The following is a 24360-nucleotide window of genomic DNA, read 5'->3' on the forward strand; positions in this document are numbered from 1 at the left end:
CTCGCCGCTCAGGCGACTTTCGCCGCGACAAGGCCGAGCTTCTGGGCGCGCGCGGCCAGCGCGACGCGGATATGAACGGGAACCTGCCGAGACGACTTCGCGCGCGCAAAAGGCATTTCGTCCATGTCCTTGCCGAACGGATGCAGCGCCTGGCGCTCGTCCCAATTGTCGAAGGCGAGGCGGCGCGGGTGATCGATAAACGTTTCCGCCGGCGTGTTCTCCGCCAGGATCAACGCGTGGTCGTCGAGCTCGACATGGTAATAGGTGAACACGCGCGGAACGATGGACTGGCGAACGATGGACACGCCGTTCACCAATGCGCCGGCGTGAACCAGCACGCCATCGACGAGCACCGCATGATCGGGCGAAAGCACCAGATCGCGTGACGGAACGTTTTCGCCCAACGCGCCCGACTTGATGCGGATCGGCCAGACCTTTTCGGGGTCAGAGAACACGGTCGAAATCGTCTGGCGGCCGAGCCAGCTCACCGGCGCCGCGACGCCGTCCGTGGTCATCACGAGATCGCCGGCCTTCAGCGTCTCCACCGCCTTCTCCCCGTCTGGGGTGCGGATCATGGTGCCGCGATAGAAGCAGATGGCGCTGACGGTGATCGTGTCGACGCCGCCATTTTCCTGCAGCGAGAATTTCATGCCCTTGTAGTCGCCGTCGAGCTGGATCTGCTCGATCACCGAACCATCGGCCGCCGTGACGGTGAGGATGTCGGTTTTCGCGTTGAAATGCACCTTGTCGCCGGCGTGACCGGAACTCGCCACCATGATCTTGTCGTCGCCGTCGAAGTTTTCGACGGTCGCCTGAAACTTGGCCATTTCGCCGGAACCGCCGGCCCCCTCGCCGGTGAGGTCGAGGACGCCGGCGCCGGCGAAATCGATATAGGTGTTGCTGACGCCGTCCAGCATGGTTTCGGCGCCGCCGACCGCGCCATCGAGCTTCAGCGTGGCGCCGTCGTCGATGCGCATGATCAGGCCTTCGTTGTCGGCGCCGACGGCCCCCTTGATCTCCAGCGTGCCGCCCTGCGCGACGATCAGTCCGTCGCCGTCAGCCGCGCCATCGATCACGCCATGACCGGAGATTTCGCCGTCAACTTCGACCTCTTGCGTCGTCAGCACGCCGCCATTGAGCGACAATTCGGCGCGGTCCGCCACGGTGACATTCGCGGCGGACTCCGTGTCGTCGATGGTGACGTGTTTTCCGCCGGTGACCACCGCCGTGTCGGCGCTCGTCGGGACGCCGTTCACCCAGGTTGACGTGCTGTCCCAATCCCCGGAACGCTTACTGCTGTCGGTGGCCATCTGATCACTCCCTGCAAATCGATCAAAGACAATCAGGACTCCGTCTGAGACGCGTGCGCCCTGAACAACCTCCCGTTGTACTCTTAGGAGGACGCATGCTGGAGGCGCGCACAAGCGCCGGCGCCAAAACGGCGACGACATCGATTGGTTTTGAGATGTTATCGCGACGGTTGAGACAGAAATTGCATTTATGAGATTCCACGACACAACCTGGAGGCGCAATCTTGAACCCGCAGAAGCTCGCGCGCCCCGCGACGAACCAGAGGCCGGCGCGATCCACGATCGAAGGCGGCGGCGCCTTCGCCGGCCTGTTCGAAGCGTTTTCAAAACCGCAAGCGCTCGCACAAGCCGGCGTCGGAACGCACATTTTCGCCACGCGGACTTTCGTCCTGAGCCGCAGCCGCGTTCATGGCCTGCGGCTCTGCCGCGACGTCCATGGCCTGAGCCGCGACAGGCTCGATCTCTTCGCGCTGATTCTGCGCCGCGCCGACCGTGAGGGCGCGCAAGACATTTCGGGCGACCGCCTCGAAATCCGCGATCTCGCGCAGCCCTTCGTTCTCGACACGCTCAACGAGGAAGCGGCGGATTTCCTGGCCTTGTGGATTCCGCGCTCGCGCATTCTGCGCGGCTTCTCCAACGAGCTGGCGCTGCACGGCCTCTCGCTGACGCGCGACCTGCCGGCGGCGGACATTATGGCGAGCGCGCTCGAATGTTTCGCGCGCCGCGCCGAATCCATGAGCCTCGACGAATTCGACGCGGCGGCGACGGGCCTGGTCGATCTAGCGGCCAGCGCGATCAACCAGCGCCTGCGCGCGGAGCTTGGTCCCGCGCTCGGGTCACCGATCGCGTCTTTCATCGCCATACGCCGCTACATCGATCAGAACATCGCCTCGCCAAGCCTCAGCGCGGAAAAGCTATCCGACCTGTTCGGCCTGTCGCGCGCATCGCTCTACCGGCTGTTCGAGCCCGTCGGCGGCGTCGGGACCTACATCCGCAGCGCGCGGCTGTCGCGCGCCCACCAGGAGATTGTCGCGCCGCAAAATGGCGGCTGCCGCGCCGGCCACATCGCCATGCGCCTGGGCTTTCCCAGCCCCGCCGCGTTCAATCGGCTGTTCAAGGAGACCTATGGCGTGTCGCCGAAGGAGGCGCGTGAACGCGCGCTGGCGCCCGTCGCCGACGAACACGCGCTCATCCTGACGGCGGGCGGCGCCGGCTTGTCGCATTATTTGGGATTGCTGCAGAAATAGCGGGGGTCAACCCGCGCGGCGCGCGTCCGGTCGGAACGCCGTGCGGCTCCAATGTCGGTCCGTGCGCTTGTAGGACGCCGAGCAGTGAATGGCGACGGAGGCGAGCGCTTCGTGACGATCGAGCACACGAATGCGCGACAGCCTGTCCAGGTCCTTCGCCAGCGCCTGCCCCAGAATGCGCGTCATCAATCCCGGGCCGGTCGCCAGCCACAAAATTTCGGTCTTGCCTTGGTTGACCGATCTCACCGCCTGCTCGAAGGCGGCGGCGATCAGGGGATGGCGCGGCGCGCAGGCGACAAAATTGTTGCCGACGGAGCCGATATCTTCCTGGTAGAGCACGAGTTCGGCGCCGTCGTTCAACAGCGGCGAAAGGTCGGCCTGACAGCGGTCGTCGCAATCGGCGTAAATCCCGCCGTGATGAAACAGCCAGCCGAGTCGAAAAATATCCGCCTTCATCGCCGGTTCGGCGGCGCGATCGAACGCGCGCAAGGTGGCGCCGCCGAGCTTGCGCAAGAAGGCGCGCGCCTCGCCTTCATTCACGCGGCGATGCGCGAGGCCGGGATTTTTGAGGCGCCACGAGCCGACATAGGTTTCGAGATCGGCGGGGAGTTCGGCGCTGTCCCAGAACTGCGTCAAGACGAAGGGGATGCGCGCCGATCCCTCACCAACGGAATCGCGGCGGAAGGCGCCGGACTGGCGCAGGGCGATCAGCAGCGCGATGGCGCCTGGGGTATAATCGGGAAAGTCGCGAACGATGTTGCGCAGGGCGTCGATCCGTTCCTCGCCCTGCAATGCGAGCGCCTGGCGGGTCCGCGCGCAGGCGTCGCGGTCGAGACGAAACTCGTCGAACAATTGTCCGTAATGCGTCTGCGAGGGCGAGGCCGAGATGCCCTTTATGCGATTGATCCCACGGTTGAGGCGGGCGAGTTCGCGCAGATGTTCGCCAACCTTTTCCAAATCGAACCGCAGCAAGTCCGTGTGAACGAGACGATCGAGAATCCAACCGTCTTCCGGAGCGTCGCGGTGCGCGGCGGCGATTTTTTCGCTGGCGGCGTCGAGCCGCCATTGCGCGAGATCGGACATGCCTTCGGCGAAGAGCAGTCCGGGTTGCCCCGAAAAACCCGTCGCGCGGAAACGACCCAGCTCCGCGTCGAGCAAGGCCGCCTTGACCCGCAGCCGCCCATGATGCGGAAAGGTTTTTCGGCCAGCCTCCGCCGCCGTCGCGGCTTCGCCGAGATCGCCGACATTTTTGTACAGGTCGAGGCGCGCGATGAAATAATCGGCGGTCTCGCCGCGCGCGGCGCGAAAGGCTTCGAGTTCCGCGAGCGCCGCCTCGAACGGACCGAGCGCGAGCCGCAGCTTGACTTTTTCGAGAGCGATCCAGTGACGCGAAGGATCTTTTTCCAGCACCTGATCGTAAAGCGCCAGCGCCTGAGGCAGGTCATCGCTCAACTCCGCGCGGCGCGCCCGCGCCTCCAGCACCGGAACATGGTCCGGCGCCAGCGCCAAGGCGCGCGCAAACCATTGGCTCGCCCGCGCGGCGTCGCCCTGGCGCAGCAGGAGATTGGACATCTCAAGGCTTGCGGGAACATCCTCCGGCCAGCGCGCGAGCAGCTCCGCGCAAAAATGCGCGGAGCCGGAAAAATCGCGGTCGGCGGCAGCAAGGCGCGTCAGCAGCCGCAGCGGTTCGGGATCGTCGGGACGGCGCGTCGCCCAGGCGCGCAAGGACGCGTTCGCTCTCGCGCGCGCCTCGCCCGCGCCGGCGAGCGCGGCAAGCTCACCATACGCTTGCGGACGCTCCGGCGCCATGTCGATGGCGGCGAGGTAGTGGGTCGAAGCCGCAGCGGCTTGGCCGCGCGCGCGAAAAATATTGCCGAGGCCGATCAGCGGCCAGTAACGGTCCGCCGGGCCTTCCGCGAGTTTCCTGTAGGCCGCCTCGGCCGCGTCGAGATCGTTTTGCGCGAGCAGCACGCCCGCATGCGCCAATTGCAAGCCTCGGTCGTTCGGCGCTTTTCCCAACGCGGCGGGCAAAAGCTCCGCAGCCGCGCGTTCGCGACCGCGCATCCGCAGGAGATAAAACAGGTCCAGCGCCGCGGCCGCGGCAGGAGCGCCGTAGCCCTCGGCCAACGCGGTCAACTGCGTCTCCGCTTCATCGAAACGACGGTCCCTGACGCATTGCTGCGCCTGATCCAGCGACAACCAGGGATCGCCGGGACGACGCGCCAGCCCCTCGCTCAAGATGCGCCGCGCCTTCGCCTCGTCGCCCTGTTCACGCTCCAGCGCCGCAAGGCTGCGCAAGGCCGGAACGAAACCGGGGTCTTCGCCGAGTATCTCTTCGAACCCTCTCCGCGCGGCCGGCAGCGCCCCCTCGCCGCGCGCCTGTTCGGCTTCTCGAAAACGGGTCCAGAGTTCGACCATGACCGCCTGTCGCCGCGCCTGGTCCAGCGCACGGTCCAGCGTCGCGACCATCTCGTCATCGCCGAGACGACGCAGGACTTCGATATGACCCTCCGCGCGCGCCCACTCCCGCGCCTTCATCGCCGCCGTCACGCAGTCGCGCCTGTTGGCGATATTTTGTGGATCGCAGTCCGCGGCCTTCTCGAACCATCCCAGGCTCCCGGCGGCATCGCCTGTATGCGCGCAGGACTGAGCGAGGCCGCGCAGCGCCGCGACGAAATCCGGAACCGCCTCGACCAGCTCGGAAAACACCTGCGCGGCCTCTTCGAACCTGTGCAACTGCATCAGCGCGACGCCAAGGCTGTGACGCGTCCAGCGGTCGCCGGGGACGAGCGCGTCGAGCGTGCGCCATAAAGCCTCGGCGCCCGGGCCGTCGCCTGCCGCCGTCGCCTGCCGCGCCAGTCCGCGCAGCGCCTTGACGCCAATGTCGTTGCGCGCCCAGAAAGCGAGAAAAGCCATCCGCGCCGCATCGGCTTCGCCGGCGTCGAGATGGCGCCAGGCCGCCTCGCAGGCGCCGGACATTTCCTCAAGAGTCCTGAAGGCGCTGGACATGACGGCTCCTCAATAGGCCGAGAAGATTTTTAGAGGCGTAGGCTTGTCGGTCTCGATGCGCGCCTGCACGCCGAGGTCGACGAACAGCAGACGGTCCGGTCCGAGGCGATATTCGATGGCGCCCTCAAAGCCGCCGCTGCGGCGCCGATCGTTCTGCGAGCCCTCGACGATCGCGATGGAAACCGGCGCCGCGCTCCACAGGGCGACGATCGACAGGGGCTCGCCGCCCTCCGCCAGCACGGCCATGCCGATCTCGTCGAAACAGGCCGCCGAAATTTCGGTCTCGACAAGCTCGGATTCGCGCAGCAGCAGCAATTCCAAGAAATCTCGGGCGCTCCTCAGCGGGTCCGCGGCCAAGACCTCTCCGCCAGTCGATTTCGGCTGCACCAGGGAATGATCGAAGGCGCCGAGCTGCTGCACATATTTCAGGAACGCCGCTTCCGCCGGCGACAGCATGCCCCGGCCGCGCATCCATTCGAGACGCGCAAGCGCCGCCGCCGGCGCCTGGAACAGGTCCGAGCGCCCCTTGGTGGCGCTGCTCTGGAGCAGGGAAAAATCGCTGCTTTCGAGCTTGACGATCACGCGCGGCAAATCGCCGGGGTCGTCGACGGCGATGGGAAAGCTGAACCCCAGTCGCCCGTCGGCGAGGCCGGCGGCCTTCAGGTCGTCGCGCACTATGCCGATGCGGCCGGAGCCGACGCATTGATCGTCGACGAAGGCGAGCACCGTGCGGTCAAAAACCTCGCCAAAATCAGAATAGAGCCATCCGTCGATCCTTTCGTCGTTGACGAGTTCAATGGCGCCGCGCAACATTCCCATTCTCCGAATAATTCTGCCGAGATCATCAGGCGTGGGCCGCCGGCTCGCGTTCCGCCGCGAGCGGCGGCGCCTGCCGCCGTCCCGAAAACGCCGCAAGATAGCGGCGCGCCATTTCCAGGCCGTCGAATGGCTTGGGAAGATTTTCCACCAAGGAAAAATAGGTCTCCTCGCAGGCCGCCTCGATCATGCAGCGGGCGAGGTCGGCGCCGTCGCCGGGCCGGAAATGTTTCCCGCTCACCCCGTCCACCACTTTCTCCGCCATACCGCCGATCCCGCTGCACAGCACGGGACAGCCGACCGCGAAAGCCTCCTGGATCACCACCGGCGAATTCTCCCACCAGCGGCTTGGCGTCAGCACATAGTCGCAATCCGCCATCAGGCGCGCGACGTTCGTATTGTCGTAGGGTCCCAAATATTCGACCAGACCGCTGGAACAGGCGTCCTTGAAGCGCGTGACGAATTGCTCGCTCTGGCCGATGATGTTGCCGTGCACGCGGATTTTGATGTTGGGAACGTTGCTCTTGTGCAGTTTTTCTGCCGCGTCGACGATGACGTCGACGCCCTTGAACGGGTTGATCTGGCCGAAGAATCCAAAAGTCCAGGCGCTGCGCGTCTCGGCGTTGTGGCGGGACGAACAGGTCGGCAATTCCGCGAGGCCGTTCTCGATCACGAAGAATTTCTGGCGCTCCAGTCCCCACGCGCAAAAACGCTCGGCGAGAAACTGGCTCGGCGAAATCAGCACATCGAAACCGCGCAATGTTTCGAGGAACAGTTTCTTGCGAAAAATAAAATCGTGCCGCGTCATCGACGGGAAACAGGCGGCGCAGGCGTCGCTCGACTCGCGCTGGCACAGCCGCTGTCCGACCGGCGTCACCATCTGTCCATGGTTGTAGCAGATCGCCAGGAACTCGTGGAGGGTGAAGGCCAGTTTCAGGCCCGGCAAGGCGCGGATGCGGCGCAGGGCGCCGAGGCCCAGATTGGTGAAGTGGTGGAAATTGACCAGTTGCACGCGGCGCGCGCGCAAGATGGCTTCCAGTTCCTCGCCGACGCGCGCGGCGCCGAGCTGGAAGAAATGCTCGAACATCTCGCCGCGCACGAAGACCGCATATTCGTTTTCCGAGGCCAGCGCCAGTTTCGCGCGCGACTCCTCCGCGCAGGCCGCGATGAAAATGGCGTCGACGCCCGCCGCGCGCAAACCCTTGTAGAGCGTGTAGGCGGCGATCTCAGCCCCGCCCTTGGTCACGCTGGGATGCGAATGCGAGACAATGGCGATGCGCGGCGCTTCGGCCGAAAATTCCGGTTTCCTCATGATAGCGCTCCCAAAGCCAGCACGCGATTGACATGTTCGATCAGGCGCGGCGGCGGCGCAGACCTGCGCAGGAATTCGGCGCCTCCCGCGATCCGCCGCGCCTCGGGGAAAGCCTCGCCATCGACCGCGCGGCGCAGAGGCAGGCGACGGTTCTTTTCACGCAGGAAGCGGCCCCACCCCTGCGCGGACCAGGAGAAGGCCGTGGAGGCGGCCCGCGCCGGCAACCAGGGTTGGTCCGGGTCGCAGATGTCGAAAAAGGTCGGTTCGTCGCCGGCGCCGACGAGACGATCGAGCGCGGCCCAGCCGGCGTCCGTCAGCGCCACATCGGGCCCGACGAACACGAAGCGGCGCGCGTCCGCCAGAGACAGCACCGACGCCAGGCTCCACACCGCGCATTCCACGTCGGCGACGAAAACCAGGCTCGCCGCGCCGGCGAAATTTTCCGCGAATTCCGCGAACAATTCGCCGATCTCGCCGTGTCGGGCGGAGTCCGGGGCGACGATCACGATTCCGACGCCCTGCGCGCGGCATCCGGCGAGACGCGCGCGCAAATGTTCGAACAGGTGGAATTGCAGGCGCCGCTCCGATGGCGCGCAGAAGATCAGCGCATGGGCGCAAGCGTGGACGATGTCGCCCGTCGCGCGTCCGTACTCGTGTGCGCAGGACTCATGCACGGCGAGCGCCAGCGGCTTGAAGAACGCCTCACGTTCGAGCACCGGATAGAAGTCGCGCAAACCGGCGAGATCGGCGGGGGAGAGACGGACGATCCGCACATCGTCCAGCCGGTGATGCGTGGGCTTGCTGCTCTCGTATGTCAGCCGCAATGTCGCCGCGCCAAAATCCGCGTCGCGCAGATCGCCGCGAAACACGATGGTGAAACCGGCGCGCTCGATGGCCGCGCCCATGCCAGAGAATCCGGCGGTCAGGTCGGGACGCGGCGCGAAATGCAGCGACGACGGCGCGCAGTCCAACACTTCGTCGCCGAGCTTGAGCGCCATGCCCGTGATCCGATGCGACGGGCTGACGACCCATCCCTTCATGAACACGCCAAAACCCTCGACATATTGGGCGGCGTCGATGGCGAGCTTGATCTTTTTCGACGCCGGAGTTTCCAACGCCCAGCCGTCGGTCTCGGCGGCGATGGCCAGCATGGAGCGCGCCAGCGCCCGGCTGTAAGGCTCATCCTGGGACTGCAAATGACCGAACACTTCGCCGGGCGTTGTCACGCGCAAAGGCCGCAGCGCGCGCAAGAGATTCTGTCCGTTCTCGCCGAACGCCACCAGGGCGTCCGAGGCGGCCGACGGGCGCCAGTCGGTGAGCAGCGCCCCGACAATCCCGACCGCGGGCTCCGCGAGGTCGGCGCGCCGGTAATAGGCGCAGCGCAGGCCCGCGGCATATTTGCGGCGGTCGAGCACGACGGCCGGAAATTCAGCCGCGCCCCGGCTCGACGCCCAGCCGAGGAACCAGACGACATTCCCGGAGCCGAAAGCGATGGCTTCGATCACGCCATCCGCATCGGCCGCCGTCTTTCGCGGCGGCTGGAACAGCATGTCGCGGGCGCCCTGGCGCGCCAGCTCCAGCGACTCGATCAGCGCCTGCCCTTCGCTGCGCTTCAACCAGGCTTCGCGCGCCTCCAGCAGCGCGCCAAGAGTCGGCAGCGCGTCGTGAGCCGGAAGCGTGCCCCCCTGTCCCACCACGCGCACGAAGAAATCCTTGCCGGCGAACACCGGCTTGTTAAGCAGAAAGGCGTCGAAGACGGAGGCGTCGAAGCAAAAGCCGAACCGGCCCTGCATGCCGATGGCGTCGCAGACGTCGCCGCGCACATGCGTGGCGCGCGCGGTCGCGACCGGCGCGCCATTGACCACGAGCTCCACCTCGCGCTCGATGGCGGCGTCGGCGAGGCCCACGCACCAGCCGGTCAAGCCGGATTGCGGATCGAACGCGTCCACCGCGCCGAACACGCCCGCGCCGTCCCGTTCGGTTGGCGCAAGCTTGAAATTCATTCCCATCGGCACTCAACTCCTTCGATGAATTCGCTTTATCTTGTGCGCGCGGCGATCACGCTTTCGCCGCGCCGGCTGGGGCGACGCCGCGCTCCACGGATTGCGCGACCAGCTCCCGGCCTCGCGAAACATCCTGCGGCGCGCCCTGGCCCTTCATCAGCATGACGCCGAGGTTGTAGCGCGCGAGATCGTTGCCCTGGTCGGCGGCGCGCTCGTACCAGCGCACGGCTTCCTCGAAATCGACCGGCGCGCCCGCGCCCGTGCAATGGATCACGCCCAGGCGAAACTGCGCGGCCGAGTGGCCCTGCTCGCCCGCGCGCCGCAACATTTCGACGCCGGCCGCCAATTTTTCCGCGTCATTTTTCTGGTCGAGCAGGGACAGGGCGACCAGATATTGCGCCTCGCGGTCGCCCATTTCGGCGGCCTTCCGGTAGAACTCGGCGGCCTTTTGCGGCGCCGCTACTCCGCCATAGCGGCCGGAATGAAGGTGGCCGAGCAGCAGCAGCGCTTCGCGTCCGCCGGCGGCGCCGGCCTGCGCGAGCCATTTTTCCGCCTCCGCCAGATCGACCGCGCAACCCTCGCCGATCAATTTTCGCGCGCCCAGCCGCATCCGCGCGGCGACGTCGCCGCTTTCGGCGGCGCGCATGAGCCATTCCATCGCCTTGCCGGGATCGGTCCCGCGTTCGCAAGCCTCCGAGGCTTTTATGAAGGCTTGGCGCAGACCGCGCTCGGCGGCGGCGACATACCAATGTGACGCCTGCTCCGCGTCGCGCGCAACGCCCTGCCCCAACGTGTAGAGCGCGGCGAGATTGTAGGCGGCGGTGGCGTGTCCCTGTTCCGCGGCGGCGCGAAACCAGCGCGCGGCCTCAGGATAATTGACGCCGCCGGCGGCGCCCGAGCACAGCATTTCCGCGATCATGTACTGGGCGCGCGCGTCTCCCATTTCCGCCGCGCGCCGATGCCAGTTCGCGGCTTCGCGCAAGTCCGGCTCGATCTCGCCTCCGGAGCTATAAAATTCCGCCAACCTGACCACCGCTGGATGGCGCCCCGCCTTGGCGGCGCGCCTGAGATAGGTTTCGGCGCGGTCGAGGTTCTTTTCCAGGCCTTCGCCGGAAATGTGCATGTTCGCCGCCGCCAGCAACGCATGCGGATCGTTCTGTTCGGCCGCCTTCACATACCAGGCGCCGGCGGCGGCCAAATCGAGGGGACGTCCCTGTCCCTGATGAAACGCGGTTGCGAGCGCCAGTTGCGCGCGCGGATGCCCGGCCTGCGCAGCCTTCTCGTACCAGTCGGCGCCAAGCTCCGCGTTGCGCTCGACGCCGAGGCCGTTGAAGTGCATGTCGCCGAGACCGAATTGCGCATTGCGGTCGCCGCGCTCGGCGGCCCATTCGTACCATTGGCGCGCCGCGTCGAGATCGCGCGGCGCCTTCACGCCCTCGAAAAAGACGGCGCCCAGAATCACACCCGCTTCGATCTCGTCCTGCTCGGCGGCGGAGGCCAGCAGCGCGACCGCTTCTTGGCAGTTCGCGTCGATCCGAGCGCCACCGGGAAACAGCAGGGCGCGATTGTCGTCCTCACCCTGGCCTTCGGGCGCGCGGAAAAATTCGCCGGCGTTGCGGCCGCCATGGAGCAGGATGCGCGCAAGCCGTAATTGCGCTCCAGCGTGCCCGCGCTCGGCGCCGCGCCTGTGCCATTTCGCGGCTTCGACGACATCGCGCGACACGCCCTGTCCGTCCTCGAACAGTTTGCCCACGAGATAATCGGCGCGGGCTTCGCCGGCGTCGCTCGCTTTTTGCCAGTGGCGAAACGCCTCAAAAAAATTTCCCGACGCATAAGCCTCCTCGCCGCGTTCGAGGGGCGAGCGGAACAGGCGGGCGATCCCTTTCAAAATGGCTTTGGTCATGGCTCTCTCATCGCTCCACTGAAACCGCTCACCAAGCCGTCGATGACGTAGGCGCCGAGCGGGCGTTTGCCGACATTGATGTCGGCGACCAGGGTCATGCCCGGGATCAGGCGGAAGCCGGCGGGCACATTGATCAAGCCAACCTTGGTCACGGCGATGTTAACGCGGTAGTAGGGCTCGACCGGCTGGCCCGTGTCCTCATTGGTGACGAAGGCGTTTTCGCTGATCCATTTCACTTCGCCGTCGGCGAGACCGTGTTCGGCGAAATTGAAGGCGTCGATCTTCAGGTAGGCGGGATCGCCGGGACGGATGAAGCCGACATCGCGCGCGGCGACATGGATCTCCGCCGCCACGGGCGAGGCCAGCGGCATGGCGGTGATGAATTGCTCGCCCTCGCGCATCACAGAGCCGCGCGAGGTCTTCGCGATGGTCAGGATGATCGAATCCTGTTCTGCGACCAGACGGACGAGGTCGCGATGCCGGTGCGCCTTCTCCAGTTGCGCGGCGGCCTGATCCAGCGCATTCTGCGCCTGCACCATTTCCTTGCGCAGATCGCCGGACCAGGAGCGGACAAAAGCCTCGCGATCCGCGCGCAGCGACGATAATTGATGGCGCGCCTCGTCGATGCTGTTCGCCTGCCCCTGAAGCGTGCGCTCAGCTTCCACCCGCGCGTCGGTCGAGGTCCACTGGTTGAGCAGCGAGCCCGCGCCTTTCTCGACAAGGGCGACGCGCATGTTCTCGACCTTTTTGGCGATATCGGCGCGCGCGCGCAGACTGCCGACGTCCGACTCCAGTTTGGCCAGCGTCGCCTCCGTCTGCTTGAATTTCTGGTCGTAGGAGTTGAGCTGCGCCAGATATTGCGCGCGCCGCTCGTCGAACAGATCGGCTTGCAGCTTGTTGTAATGGCGCTGGTCGACATTGTCGGTCGCCGCGAATTTCAGGGCGCCGCCGTCGAGCTCCGCCTGTTCGCGCACGATCTGCGCTTTGAGGCTCGCGACCTGCCGCTCGAGCTGGCCGACATCGGCGTCCGCGAAGGTCGGATCGAAGGTGGCGAGCACGTCGCCCTTGCGCACCACATCGCCTTCGCGCACGTCGATGCTGCGCACGATGGAGGTGTCGAGCGCCTGATAGATTGTCGGCCGCGTCGAGGTCACGATCTTGCCCGAGGTGCTGGCGATGACGCGGTCGATCTGCGTCACCGAACAGATCACGGCGATGGTCGCCACGGCCAGGGCGATGAAGTGAATCGTGTGGCGCGCGCCGACCGGGTCCGGCGCCTCGCGCAGGTTCCCGACTTCCGACTGGAAGCTGCGGACGGTTTTCAGCGTTTTCGCTTCAGACGGCATGGAGCGCCCTCCTCGGCTGCAAGGGGATCGCGCCGGCTTGCACGTGGTCGTTCTGCTGGCTCCACAGGCCGGAATAGACCTCGCAACGCTCCAGCAACTCGCGATGCGTCCCCATGTCGAGGAACCGGCCGCGATCGAGAACCAGAATGGCGTCGGAATTGACCAGAGACGACAGCCGGTGCGAGATCGCGATCACCGTGCGCCCTTGAGCGATCTTCTTGATGTTGGCGTTGACAATGGCCTCGCTGTCGGGATCGAGCGCGCTGGTGGCTTCGTCGAGGATCAGAATGCGCGGGTCCTGGATCAGCGCGCGGGCGATGGCGAGCCTCTGCCGCTGGCCGCCCGAAAGGTTCGGCGAGCCCTCGTAAATGAAAGTGTCGTAGCCGCGCGGCAGGCGCTCGATGAATTCCTCGGCGCCGGCGAGCCGCGCCGCGCGCACCATTTCGTCATGGCTGGCGTTGGGCTTGGCGATGGTGATGTTCTCGCGGATCGTGCCGGTGAAGAGAAAATTCTCCTGCAGGACGATGCCGAGGCTGCGGCGCAGATGGGCGATGTCATATTCGCGCACATCGATGCCGTCGATCTTGATCGAGCCCTCATATTCGCTGTGCAGACGCTGCAACAGGCGCGTGAGCGTGGATTTGCCGGAGCCGGAACGCCCGACCACGCCCAGGGTCATGCCGGCGGCGACCTCGAACGAAATTTTTTGCAGCGCCGGATTGAGCGCGCCCGGATAGCGGAACGTGAGGTCGCTGAACTGGATGTGGCCGTCCAGCTCCTTCTTCACCCCACCGTTCGAAATGTTTTCGCGCGGCTGGTTGACGAGGTTGGCGACGATGCGGACGGCGGAGCGCGCCTCGTCATATTGGTTGACCAGCTGCGCCATCTGCATCAGCGGGCCGGCGACGCGCTGTGACAGCATCAAGAAGGCGAACAGCGCGGAGACGTAAACGGGATCGTTGGTGGTGAGCGCGAGATAGGTTCCCACCGCGTAGACGCCGGTGACGGCGAAGCGCTCCAGCGGACGCACCACCGCCTGGATCACCGCCGAAACCATGCCCTCGCGTTGGCGCAATTGCGCGATCTGGCTGATCTGCACGTCCCAGGAGCGCTGCTGGCGGTCTTCGAGCGCCAGCGATTTGACGGTTCTGATCCCCTGAAGCGTCTGGATCAGGAAGGCGCCGCGCTTGCCCTCCGCCTCGAGCACCGCCCAGGTGGCGCGGCGGTAGCTCGGCAGCATGAACAGCAGCCAGCCGGCGATCAGAGCGCAAATGCCGAGCACCAGAAACGTCAGCAGCGGCGAGAACATGAACATGACTGGCAGAAAGAACAGCAGCATCATCGAGTCGAGCATGGTGCCGAACATCTGGCCGGTCATGAACTGGCGGATGCGCCAGACCTCGTTCATGTCGCGCGAAATCATGCCGACCTGGCTGCGCTCGAAGAAGTCGATGGGCAGGCGCAGCACCTTGTCGAACATGTATTCGGAAATGCGGATATCGACGCGCGTCGTCAGCACCAGCAGCAGGTAGGAGCGCAGGAAGGCGAGGCCCGCCTCGGTCAGGGTCAGCACCAGCATGACGAGGCAGAGCACGTTGAACGTGCTCATGGCGTGGTAATAGATGACCTTGTCCGACAGCAGGCGCCAGAAGATGATCGGCGACAGGGCCAGCAGGCCCAGCAGCAGCGCCGAGAGCGCCAGGTCGCGCACCAGCCGCTTTTCCCGCCACAGCAGAGCGGCGATCAGACGGATGGAAAACGGCTGCTCCTCGTCGACGATTTCGTAATGGCGCTTGACCAGCACGACCTCGCCGGTCCAGGCCTCTTCAAGGCGGTGGCGGTCGATCGTCGTCTCGGCGTCCGACGCGCCCACGGGATCGCGCACGAAGGCGACGGGATGCTCGTTGTCGCGCACGCCGGTCAGAACAAGGCAATTGCCGTTCTTCAGTTCGACGATGGCGGGGAGCGCCCGGCCGAGCTTGGCGAGCCCGTCCCACGAAAGTTTCACTTTCTTGGCGCGCAGGCCGGCCCGTCGCGCGCAATGCAGCAACGTGTCCGAATCGACGCTTGGGCTCTCGAGTCCATTGTCATCGACGAGCTTTTCGATGCTCAGGGACACTTCCAGCTCCCTCGCGACCAAGACCAGGGCCGCGAGATTCGACGCTCCTGCCGCCATGCGTATGCGCTCCCTCTTCCGTCATATCGGGCGAACGGCGCGCGCAAATAGTGATGCGCGCGCCAAACCCTTGTCAGAGCTTGAGATGCTGGCCGTTGGCGAAATCGATTTCGCTGACCTTGCTCATCTGCATGGATTGCCCGCCGTAGGACACCGTGGTCACGCCCGTCTTGGCGTCGGTGTTGATGGCGACGTCGCTTCGGTTCAGATCGGCGAACTCGACAATGGAGGTTCCACCGGTCATGCTGCCCTTGATCACGTCGCCGTCGAACGTGTCCGAGGTGACGACGAAAGTGGTCTTGGCCAACGGGCCGGACCCGCCGTACATGGTGTCGTGGCCATAGCCGGAAATCAGGGTCGAATTGCCCGTGCCGCCATAGAGCTTGTCATCGCCGCTGGTGGCCATCAGCGTGTCGTTGCCGGAGCCCGCCTTGAGAATCTGGTCGCCGCTGCCGGCAATCAACAGCGCCGCGCCGCTGTGCGACGACGAGCCATAGAGCGCCTGATTGCCGTCGCCGCCGACGAGCGTGTCGTGGCCGGTTCCCGCGTAGATCGAATCCGCGCCGGCGCCGCCGAACAGGAGATTGTCGCCGCCAGTGGCGACGAGCTTCGCCGCGCCCGTGGCGGAGGTCGACCCATAAACCGTGTCCGATCCGGACGCGGAGATCGTGTCGAACCCTTCGCCCGCCTGGACCTCGATGCCCTGACCCACAGCAAATTTCATATTGTAAACGGTGTGGTCGCCGGTCGAATCCGCCTGATCGATCTGCACGCCTTGCAGCGTCAGCGAGCCACCGGTCCCGATCGAGGACAGTTGCTCCTCAAAGCTGGCGAGCTGCTCGTCCGACAGAGCGCCGAGCGAGGGATTGAGCGTGTTGAGAATGGATTGGACGGCGGCGTCCGAAACCGTTTGGGCCGTCGAAAGATCCAGAGCATATTGCGCCATTTACAACCTCCTGTTGTGTGATGTCCTCAGGGATCATCCCTGTCCTCTCAAACAGCGCGTTCTTCCGCGCGCATCGGCTTGAAGACCCGCAATCCTGTTGCGGGCTTCTTCATCTCCGGCCCCGGACTGTCCGCGGGCCTCTCATTCGTGGCGGCGCTTGCGACCGGGACGAGCTGCAAGCGCAGCCCGACCAGCGGATCGACGCCGGCATAGCTGGAAAATTCCAGGCTCTCGCCGGAGTCGACGACCGCGGGCAGCCCAAGGAAAATCGCCTCGCCCTGGAGGCGGAAGCGGCCCGCGCCGCCCGCGATCCGCACGCGCAACCCGACGAGGGGCAGGCTGCGGCCGCGCGTTCCCGCGAAGGCGCCGGCGGGCGTCCATTCCGACCACCGCCCCGCGGCGCCGGCCGCCAGCGCCTGATATTCAAGCTTTTCGCCAGCGGGCGCATTCCAGTGCAGCGTGACGCCCTCGATCACGGCAGGCGATCCGGGACCGCCGATCCAGCCGCCGCCGGTCGCGCCAACATCGCCTTTTCGCGAAACATGGCAGACGACGCCGAAGCCGGCGGCGTCCAATTCGGGGCTCAACTCCGCCGCAGCGCCCTGCCCGGCGCCGCGCGCGACGACGATGCCCGATCGCGTCGGCTTCGCCAGGCCGACGCCGGCGGCGCTCGACACGGCCGGAGGGCGCCCGCGCCGCCCCGAGGGTTCCGCGCGCGGCGGCGCCGCGATTTCGATGCATGGCTGCGTCTGCTCGCGTTGCCGGGTCTCTTCGCGCGCTTTCTCGACGGCGGCGACGACGGAAAGGCTCGCGGCTTCGATCACCTTGCCGAGGGGCTCGATCTTGATCTCCGCGCCGTCGTCTTCGCCGGGCGCGCCGACGATCGTGAGCTGGATGCGGCCGCTGCGCTCCGCGACCACCAGAGCGTAGGCGCCCGGCGCGGCGAGCACGCCGGCTTCGGCGCCCGGCGCGAAGATCAGGGCTACGGAATTTTCCGAGGCCGGCGACGTGCGCAGAAACAAGTGCGGCGGAACGCAAGCCCCGGCGGCCACGTAACGCAGCACAAAAATGCCCGGCGCGACGGGAATCGTGACAACGCGCTCACCCTTGTTTTCCGACTGGCTCATGCATGGCCCTCCCGACCTCGACAGCCAATCGTTAGCAACATGTAATGTTTTCGCCCAGACGTAAAAGTTAAAACTGTTTAACAGAACATATCATGATGCGGAAATTTTCCAATCAAACCTGCAACTACTTCATTTTGCGAATATTACTCATCATCATATTCACCCAAGCGACGAAAACACTGTGACTATTGGCGTTTTTGATATTTCAATCGCACCTTAAAATGTTCGATAATATGGCTTCATTACGTAGGTCAATTCCGACCACAGCAAGACAGGCTAAGTTATGTTTTGCGATTTGATCAATCGTTCTCTGTATACAGGATGCTTCAGGGCCTATGGCTCCGCAGCGGACGTACAGATGAAACGAAGCCAGCCCCACAGCATCGAAGGTGTATTTTTGAACCTCATTATGATGACGTTGCGTAGGTTTGACTTGCAGGGCAAGTCGAGGCGGGATCGCGCCCATGCCGCGAGCGCCTGAATTGCGACCGCGGGACATTGGCTTAGCCATGATGTCGGCGGGCGGCGAGCCCGAGGCCGCGCTCGCCGCGCTCCATCGTGGCGACGCGCGATCCGCGCTGGCTTTCGCCGACCGCTGGCGCCGCGTCGGGGGCGCAACCGCCGCCAGCCTGATGACCAGAAGCGAGGCCGCCCGTCTCGCCGGATTCGACGATCTCGCGCACGCCGATCTCGTCGCCGCGCTCGCGCGCGATCCGCTCAATCCGCTCGCCAATCGCAAGGCCCTGGAGCTGGATGTGCGCGACCTCGGTCCAGGCGCCGCCAAATGTCTGCTCGCGCGCAGTCCTGGCGAAGTGATGACCGCGCTCGCCCATCTCGCCGCGCGCGGCGACGCCGGCGCCGCCTCGATCCGACATGTTCCGCCGGGAAAAATTCAGGGATGGGCGGCCTGGCGCCCGGACCGGTCAGCACGCGTCACCGTGCTTGGCGAGCGCGTGGAAACATTCATTCTCAAGCCCGATCCCGCCGATCCGCGCGCAGGCTTTTTCGGCTGCGCCACCGCGTTTTCCCTTGAGGTCGCGGACCCCGAAAGCGTCCTGGCGCAAGTGTGCGTGGGCGACGAGGCCATCGCTTCCGTGCGCCTGAGCTGGCGCGGCCACGAGACCCGGGCGCGGGCGCCCTGCGGCCCCGAAACCGCGACCATCGTCGTTCCCGTTTATGACGATCTCGACGCGACCGGCGCCTGTCTGGACTGCGTCGATGCGGTGCTGCAATCGACGCCCGACGTCCATGTGTTGATCATCGACGACGCCTCGCCCAATCCGTCCCTTTCCGAACATCTGCGTCAGTTCTCGCGCCGCTCCATGACGCGCCTGGTGGTCAACCGACGCAACCGCGGCTATGTCGGGACCGTCAATCGCGCGCTGGCGCTGATCCCGGACGGCGATGTCTTGCTGCTGAACGCCGACACGCTCGTCGCGCCGGACATCGTGAGCCGCTTCCGTCGCATCGCCCACCTGGACCCGCGCATCGGCGCGATCAATCCGCTGAGCAACCACGGCGAATTCGTCAGCTTTCCCAAACCCTTCGTCGAGAACGCCGTCGACGCCCGCTGGACGCGCGTCCATGACGTCGCCGGCGCCGTCAATTCCGATGTCGTCGTCGACACGCCGGCCAGCATCGGCTTCTGCCTGTTTCTCACCCGCGCCTGCCTGAACGCCGTCGGCGCGCTCTGCGAGGAATATGACAACGGCTATCTCGAAGACGCCGATTTCGCCCTGCGCGTCCGCGAGGCCGGATTTCGAAACGTCTGCGCGCCCTCGATCTTCGCCCCGCATCTGGGATCGCGCTCGTTTCGCGGCGAAAAACGTCAACTGGTGGCGCGCAACCTTCGCGTGCTCAAGCGCCGCTTTCCCGGCCACGAAGCCGAATGCGACGCCTACATGCTGCGCGATCCGCTCGCCCCCGCGCGAGAAAAAATCGAGCGCGCTCTGATCGCCGATGCGCCGGGACGGCGACTTTTGATCGGCCCCGCCCGCGCCCGCGCCGTCCTCACTCTTCGCGCGCGCCAATTTTTCGAAAAGGGTGTCGAAGCCGTCATCGGCCTATCCTCGCATGATGGCGTCGGCTGGCGGTTGCGGCTTCAAGGTTTTGGCGGCGCGCCGCAAAATCTCGACATCGGCCTCGACGATGACGCGTCTGTCGGCCTGCTAGGCGAGATTGCGCCTGATGTGATCGAGATCGCCGGCGAAGGCGAACTGGCGCCGCATCTTTTGCGCGCGCTGACAAAAGTTCGCGCGCCGCTGCTGCGCCTTGTCGCGGAGGCGCCGATGCGAACCAACGCGCTCGCCGTGACCGGAGAAATCCCTATCGACGCCATGAGCCGCGCCGCTTGCGGCGCGCTCCCACAGATCGGACTGAGCCGCGCCGCTTGCGGCGCGCTCCCGCTGGGCCGCGTCGCTTGCGGCGCGGAAGCCGGGCCGGCGCTCGGGATCATCCTGCCGGAGGAGAGTCCGAAAACCTTGTCCTTCCTGCTCGATCTCGCCGCGACGCGCGCGGGCGGCGGCGCTGTCGTCCTCGGCGGAACCTCGATCGACGCGCGACTGATGGGACGCGGCCTGTTCGTCACCGGTCCGATCGGCGACGACGAACGGGACCGCGTCGTCAGGCAATATGGCCTCGGGCGCTATCTGCTCCCCTATCGCAGCTCGCATTACTGGGCGCTGGAAAGCTGGCGCCGGGAGCGTCCGTTGCCGGCCGCCTATTTCGACTGGTCCGGCGCAAATTTTCGCGAATGCGCCGATGACCTGTCCCTGCCCCCCTCGTCCGACACCTCGAAAACCCTGCTCGAAATCGAGCGATGGCTGGAACCGAACCCGAGCGCGCCATGACTTTCGAACTCGTCAGCGATTTCTTTCGGCTCGATGCGCGCGCGGTCTCCGGCTTCGTCTGTGATGGCGCGCGCCCGGAGCGGCGCTTCACTGTCGAACTGCTGGTCGATGGCCTGCACATCGGCGCCGCGCTCGCCGATCACGCCAGCGCGCGCGCAAAAAAACTCGGCCTTGGCGACGGCTGCTGCGGCTTCACCTTCGTGCTTTCGGAAGGGCTTTTCGCCCAAGCGAAAATGGTGGAGGCGCGGCTCGCCAATGTCGGCTCAGCGGTTGGCGCGCCGCTTCTCTTCAACGGGAGCGCTCCAGCGCAAGCGGTCGCGCCGTCGCCGCACGGTTTTGTTGAATGGAGCGGCGGCCTGCGCTTCACCGGCTGGGCGGACGCGGGCGATGGGGCCCCGCCGGAAATCGCCGTCCTCATCGACGGCGAACGCGTCGCCACCGCCCATGCGGAAAACTGGCGCCATGTCGATCGTCCGCGCCCCCAGGCGCAATTCGGCTTCGACATCACCCTCCCCGAGCATCTTGCCGACGGGCGGGTGTGGACGGCCTCGTTCCTGGTCGGACGCGGCGTCGAGCTCGAAGGCAGTCCGGTGACCTTCGTGGCCCCGCCCGGCGGCCTCGAAGCGACGCTTGCCGCGCTGGACGCGCCGCCCGGCCAGCGGCTGACCGCGCACTATTTCGACCGGCTCATGCCGGGGTCGCTGCCCTTCAGCCGCTACGGCGGCGCGCGCGAAAATTTTCAGCCCGCCGCGCCCGCGCCGAGCGAGACGCCGCTCGGCGTGCTCGCGTTCGATGGCGACGGAGTCGAGGCGACGCTCACGAGCCTCGAAACGCAAACGCACCTCCGCTGGGCCGGCGGGGTTCTGCCGCGCGCCGAAAGCGCGCTGACCTTCGCGCCAGAGGACCTCGCCGATTTCCTCCGCGACCACGCCGACGGCATTGGCTGGTTCCTGTTCCTCGCGCCGGGCGTCGTGCTCAACGCAGACGCCCTCGCGCGCTTCGCCTGCGCCACCGATGCGCATCCCGACGCCAGTCTCATCTACGCCGATTACGAAATCAGCGGCTGGCCGGTCGCCCTGCCCGCGTGCGACTGCGAGCGCATGCTCGAACAGGCTTATTTCGCTCCCTGTTTCCTCATCCCGCGCGCCACGGTCGAGCGCGCCGTAACGAGCGCCGAAAACCTTTTCCGGCTCGCGAATCTGGCCTTTGACCAAGCCGGCGCCGGCGCAACAGCCGTCCACCTGCCGGGGCCGGCGATGCGCATGGAGGGCCGCCTCGACGATTCCGGGCTGTTGGCGCAGGCGACCTCAAGCCATCTGCGCGCCAGGCGGATCGAGGCGGCGGTCGAACCCGCTCCGGGCGCGGCGGCGCCGCGCTGCCGTGTCCACCGCAGGGGGGGCGGCAAAGTGTCGATCCTCATTCCGACGCGCAACCGCCATGAGCTCCTGCGAAACTGCATCGACAGCATTTTTCCCGCGACCACTAAGGCGCGCGCCGAGATCATCGTGATCGACAACGAGTCCAGCGATCCGCAGACGCTTCGCTATTTGCAGCAGGTGGAACAACAGGGCGTCGCCGTCGTGCGCGCGCCGGGGCCGTTCAATTATTCCCACATCAACAATCTGGCCGCCGCCAAGGCCCAGGGCGACATCCTGTGCTTTCTCAACAATGACGTCGTCGCCCAGGACGCGCACTGGCTGGAGGAAATGGTGTCGCGCCTTGCCGACGAGACCACGGGCGTCGTCGGCGCCAAGCTGCTGTGGCCGAGCGGCGTCGTTCAACATGGCGGCGTCACGCTCGGCGTGAATTTTGGATGCGCGCACGACTTTCGCGATCGCATCGACCGGGACCCCGGCTATTTCGGCGCGCTGGAAGTCGCGCGCGAAACCTGCGCCGTCACCGCCGCGTGCATGCTGACGCGCAAAAACCTGTTTCTCGAACTCGGCGGTTTTGACGCGCTGCGTTTTCCTATCAATTTCAACGACGTCGATTACTGCCTCCGTGTGCGCGAAATGGGGTTGCGGGTGGTGTTCACGCCGCATGCCGTTCTCACCCATCATGAGTCGGCGTCGCGCGGCAAGGTGGACGACACCGGCCGCTTCCGCCGCGAACTCTGGATGCTCCGGCACAAGTGGGGCGAGGCATTGGCGACCGACCCGTTTTACAGCCCGCTGCTCGCGCTGTCGGACCCCTCCTATTCCGCCCTGGCCTGGCCGCCGAGATCCCTGGCGCCCCGCCGAAACCAAATCCAACCCGGCGTTCAGCCGCCTCCGGGCTATTGAAGGATGACTCGCATGACGGATACTCCCAACATTGTGCTCCATGTCGGATGCGGACCGCGCCGCAGACTCCATCCGGCGTTTCAGGGCGCCGGATGGCGCGAAATCCGCCTCGACATAGACGCGCGGGTCGAGCCCGATGTCGTCGCGTCGATGGTCGACATGCGCGCGGCGGTGGCCGATGGCGGCGTGGACGCAATCTGGTCTTCGCACAACATCGAGCATCTTTTCGCGCATGAGGCGCAGCAGGCGCTGGCCGAATTCCGTCGCGTGTTGCGCCCCGACGGTTTTGTCCTGATCACCTGTCCCGATGTCGTCGCCATCGCCCAGCTCATCGTCGACGGCAAGTTCGACCAGCCCGTTTACAGCTCACCGGCCGGTCCGATTTCGCCGGCGGACATGCTGTGGGGCCACCAAAGCGCCATCGCCGCCGGCAACGCTTTTATGGCGCATCGCATGGGCTTCAGCCGCGAGAGCCTCGGCTATGCCCTGGCCAATGCGGGCTTCGCCGAAGCCTGGTGTTGTCGCGGCGACGGCTACGACCTCTGGGCCGTGGGTTTTATGCGCGGCGCCGATCGCGCCCTCATCCACCGGCAGTTGGCCGCGGCGGGACTGCATTATTCCGAACCCCGCAAGGCCGTTGCATGAAGCTCCTGTTCGTCCACAACAATTTTCCCGCGCAATTCCGCAATCTCGCGACCGCGCTCGCGGGAGACGTGCGCGTGCAAATGGCCGCGATCGGCAGCGATACCGCGCGCGCCATGCCCGGCGTGTCGCTCCACCGCTATGCGGACGTCGCGCCTCATACGCCTGCGCACAGCTTTTCCCGCCGGTTCGACGGCGAGACCCGCCGCGCCGAGCAGGTGCTCTATGCCGCGACGCGGCTCGCCAATGACGGGTTCATCCCCGACCTGATCCTGGTTCATCCCGGCTGGGGCGAAAACCTGCCGCTGCGCGCCGTCTTCCCCAAGGCGAAAATCGTCGTCTATTGCGAATATTACTATCGCGCCGAAGGCGGCGATGTCGGCTTCGACCCGGAGTTTCCCTCCATCGGAGTCGACGGCGCCGTGGCGCTCGATTGCAAGAACGCCTCGACCCTGCTGGCGCTCGCCTCCTGCGACGCCGCGCTGTCGCCGACGCGCTGGCAGAAATCGACTTTTCCGCAAGACTTCCAGCACAAGATCACGGTGATCCACGAAGGCGTCGACACCGATCTGTTCGCGCCCGACCCCGGCGCCGTCCTGAATCTGGGCGACGGGCTGCGCCTCACCGCAGCCGACGAAATCGTCACCTATTCGGCGCGCAGCCTGGAGCCGATCCGCGGCTTCCACAGTTTTATGCGCACGCTGCCTCGCGTGCTGGAGGCGCGTCCCGGAGCGAAAATCGTCATCGTCGGCGACGACGGCGTCTCCTACGGCGTTCCTCCGCGAAAACATCCGACCTGGAAAGCGGCGCTGCTCGATGAACTCCGGGGACGCATCGACGAGAGGCGCGTGCTGTTTCTCGGGCGCCTGCCCTATGCCGATTATCGGCGCGTGCTGCAGATTTCATCGGCGCACGTTTATCTCACCTATCCCTTCGTCCTGTCCTGGTCGCTGCTGGAGGCGATGAGCGTCGGCTGCCTGGTGATCGGCTCCGACACGGCCCCCGTGCGCGAAATGATCGACGGCGACAATGGTTTGCTCGCGCCCATGTTCGACCGCGACGCGCTCGCCAAAACCATTGTCGGCGCCCTCGCCGATCCCGAGGCCCATGCGATCAGGCGCGTTCGCGCGCGAAACTTCGTCCGGGACCATTTTGACGCGCGCGGCGTTTGCACGCCGAAGCTGATCGAATGGATCGGAGGGCTTGCGGCGCCGCGCCGCCTTCATGAACCCGAGGTTGGCTTGGCGTTTCCGCCGCGCGTTGAAGCGCTGCGCGCGTCCGGGCGTTGAAGCGTGATCCGCAATCGTCACGGAAAGATGGCGGGCGCGCCCCTCCTGGGCGACGCCGCCCCGCGCTCGCGCCCAGCGCGGCAATTGTCCCAACCTTCGCCGC

Annotated in this window: 15 protein-coding genes; 5 read left to right on the forward strand and 10 right to left on the reverse strand. The window is 65.9% G+C overall.

Features of this window, described 5'->3' with window-relative positions; translation table 11 throughout:
• Positions 1–8: 8 nt before the first annotated feature.
• Positions 9–1310 carry a Hint domain-containing protein gene (locus GJ654_RS13410; RefSeq protein WP_246664742.1) on the reverse strand — a complete coding sequence of 434 codons (1302 nt, stop codon included), beginning with the start codon at positions 1308–1310 and terminating at the stop codon, positions 9–11.
• Between the two features lie 224 nt (positions 1311–1534).
• Here GJ654_RS13410 and GJ654_RS13415 point away from each other — a divergent pair, with 224 nt between their 5' ends.
• Complete coding sequence (locus GJ654_RS13415; RefSeq protein WP_155446676.1) at positions 1535–2557, forward strand: helix-turn-helix domain-containing protein; 1023 nt, start codon at positions 1535–1537, stop codon at positions 2555–2557.
• 6 nt (positions 2558–2563) lie between these two features.
• Here the strand turns inward: GJ654_RS13415 and GJ654_RS13420 are convergent, their stop codons facing one another.
• The 9 genes from GJ654_RS13420 to GJ654_RS13460 all read right to left on the reverse strand — a co-directional run bounded on the left by GJ654_RS13420 (position 2564) and on the right by GJ654_RS13460 (position 17195).
• Entirely contained in the window at positions 2564–5566 is a 3003-nt protein-coding gene (locus tag GJ654_RS13420; protein ID WP_155446677.1) for a tetratricopeptide repeat protein, read from the reverse strand.
• Between the two features lie 9 nt (positions 5567–5575).
• Complete coding sequence (locus tag GJ654_RS13425; protein WP_155446678.1) at positions 5576–6379, reverse strand: hypothetical protein; 804 nt, start codon at positions 6377–6379, stop codon at positions 5576–5578.
• 31 nt (positions 6380–6410) lie between these two features.
• A complete protein-coding gene (locus GJ654_RS13430; protein ID WP_155446679.1) occupies positions 6411–7694 on the reverse strand; it encodes a glycosyltransferase in 1284 nt (427 codons plus the stop codon).
• Positions 7691–9703, reverse strand: coding sequence for a hypothetical protein (locus GJ654_RS13435; protein WP_155446680.1), 2013 nt, complete (start codon positions 9701–9703; stop codon positions 7691–7693). The genes GJ654_RS13430 and GJ654_RS13435 overlap by 4 nt, the downstream gene beginning before the upstream one ends.
• A gap of 49 nt (positions 9704–9752) precedes the next feature.
• Complete coding sequence (locus tag GJ654_RS13440) at positions 9753–11600, reverse strand: tetratricopeptide repeat protein (RefSeq protein WP_155446681.1); 1848 nt, start codon at positions 11598–11600, stop codon at positions 9753–9755.
• Positions 11597–12946 (reverse strand): HlyD family type I secretion periplasmic adaptor subunit, encoded by a 1350-nt coding sequence (locus GJ654_RS13445; protein WP_155446682.1) that lies wholly within the window; start codon positions 12944–12946, stop codon positions 11597–11599. The genes GJ654_RS13440 and GJ654_RS13445 overlap by 4 nt, the downstream gene beginning before the upstream one ends.
• Positions 12936–15122, reverse strand: a complete 2187-nt coding sequence (locus GJ654_RS13450; protein ID WP_155446683.1) for a peptidase domain-containing ABC transporter — start codon at positions 15120–15122, stop codon at positions 12936–12938. Before GJ654_RS13450 ends, GJ654_RS13445 begins: the two co-directional genes overlap by 11 nt.
• Positions 15123–15195: 73 nt before the next feature.
• Positions 15196–16068: a calcium-binding protein gene (locus GJ654_RS13455; RefSeq protein ID WP_155446684.1), complete on the reverse strand. Its 873-nt coding sequence runs from the start codon at positions 16066–16068 to the stop codon at positions 15196–15198.
• A gap of 47 nt (positions 16069–16115) precedes the next feature.
• Positions 16116–17195, reverse strand: a complete 1080-nt coding sequence (locus GJ654_RS13460; protein ID WP_155446685.1) for a hypothetical protein — start codon at positions 17193–17195, stop codon at positions 16116–16118.
• A gap of 509 nt (positions 17196–17704) precedes the next feature.
• Here GJ654_RS13460 and GJ654_RS13465 point away from each other — a divergent pair.
• Genes GJ654_RS13465 through GJ654_RS13480 form a run of 4 tightly spaced genes read left to right on the forward strand, consistent with a single transcriptional unit; the run spans position 17705 to position 24257 of the window.
• A complete protein-coding gene (locus GJ654_RS13465) occupies positions 17705–20044 on the forward strand; it encodes a glycosyltransferase family 2 protein (RefSeq protein WP_196305552.1) in 2340 nt (779 codons plus the stop codon).
• Complete coding sequence (locus tag GJ654_RS13470; RefSeq protein ID WP_155446687.1) at positions 20041–22326, forward strand: glycosyltransferase family 2 protein; 2286 nt, start codon at positions 20041–20043, stop codon at positions 22324–22326. The genes GJ654_RS13465 and GJ654_RS13470 overlap by 4 nt, the downstream gene beginning before the upstream one ends.
• 12 nt (positions 22327–22338) lie before the next feature.
• Positions 22339–22971 carry a class I SAM-dependent methyltransferase gene (locus GJ654_RS13475; RefSeq protein WP_155446688.1) on the forward strand — a complete coding sequence of 211 codons (633 nt, stop codon included), beginning with the start codon at positions 22339–22341 and terminating at the stop codon, positions 22969–22971.
• Entirely contained in the window at positions 22968–24257 is a 1290-nt protein-coding gene (locus tag GJ654_RS13480) for a glycosyltransferase (RefSeq protein WP_155446689.1), read from the forward strand. The genes GJ654_RS13475 and GJ654_RS13480 overlap by 4 nt, the downstream gene beginning before the upstream one ends.
• Positions 24258–24360 lie beyond the last annotated feature (103 nt).

This window comes from Rhodoblastus acidophilus (genome assembly GCF_009720655.1).
In the GTDB taxonomy this organism is placed as follows: Bacteria; Pseudomonadota; Alphaproteobacteria; order Rhizobiales; family Beijerinckiaceae; genus Rhodoblastus; species Rhodoblastus acidophilus_A.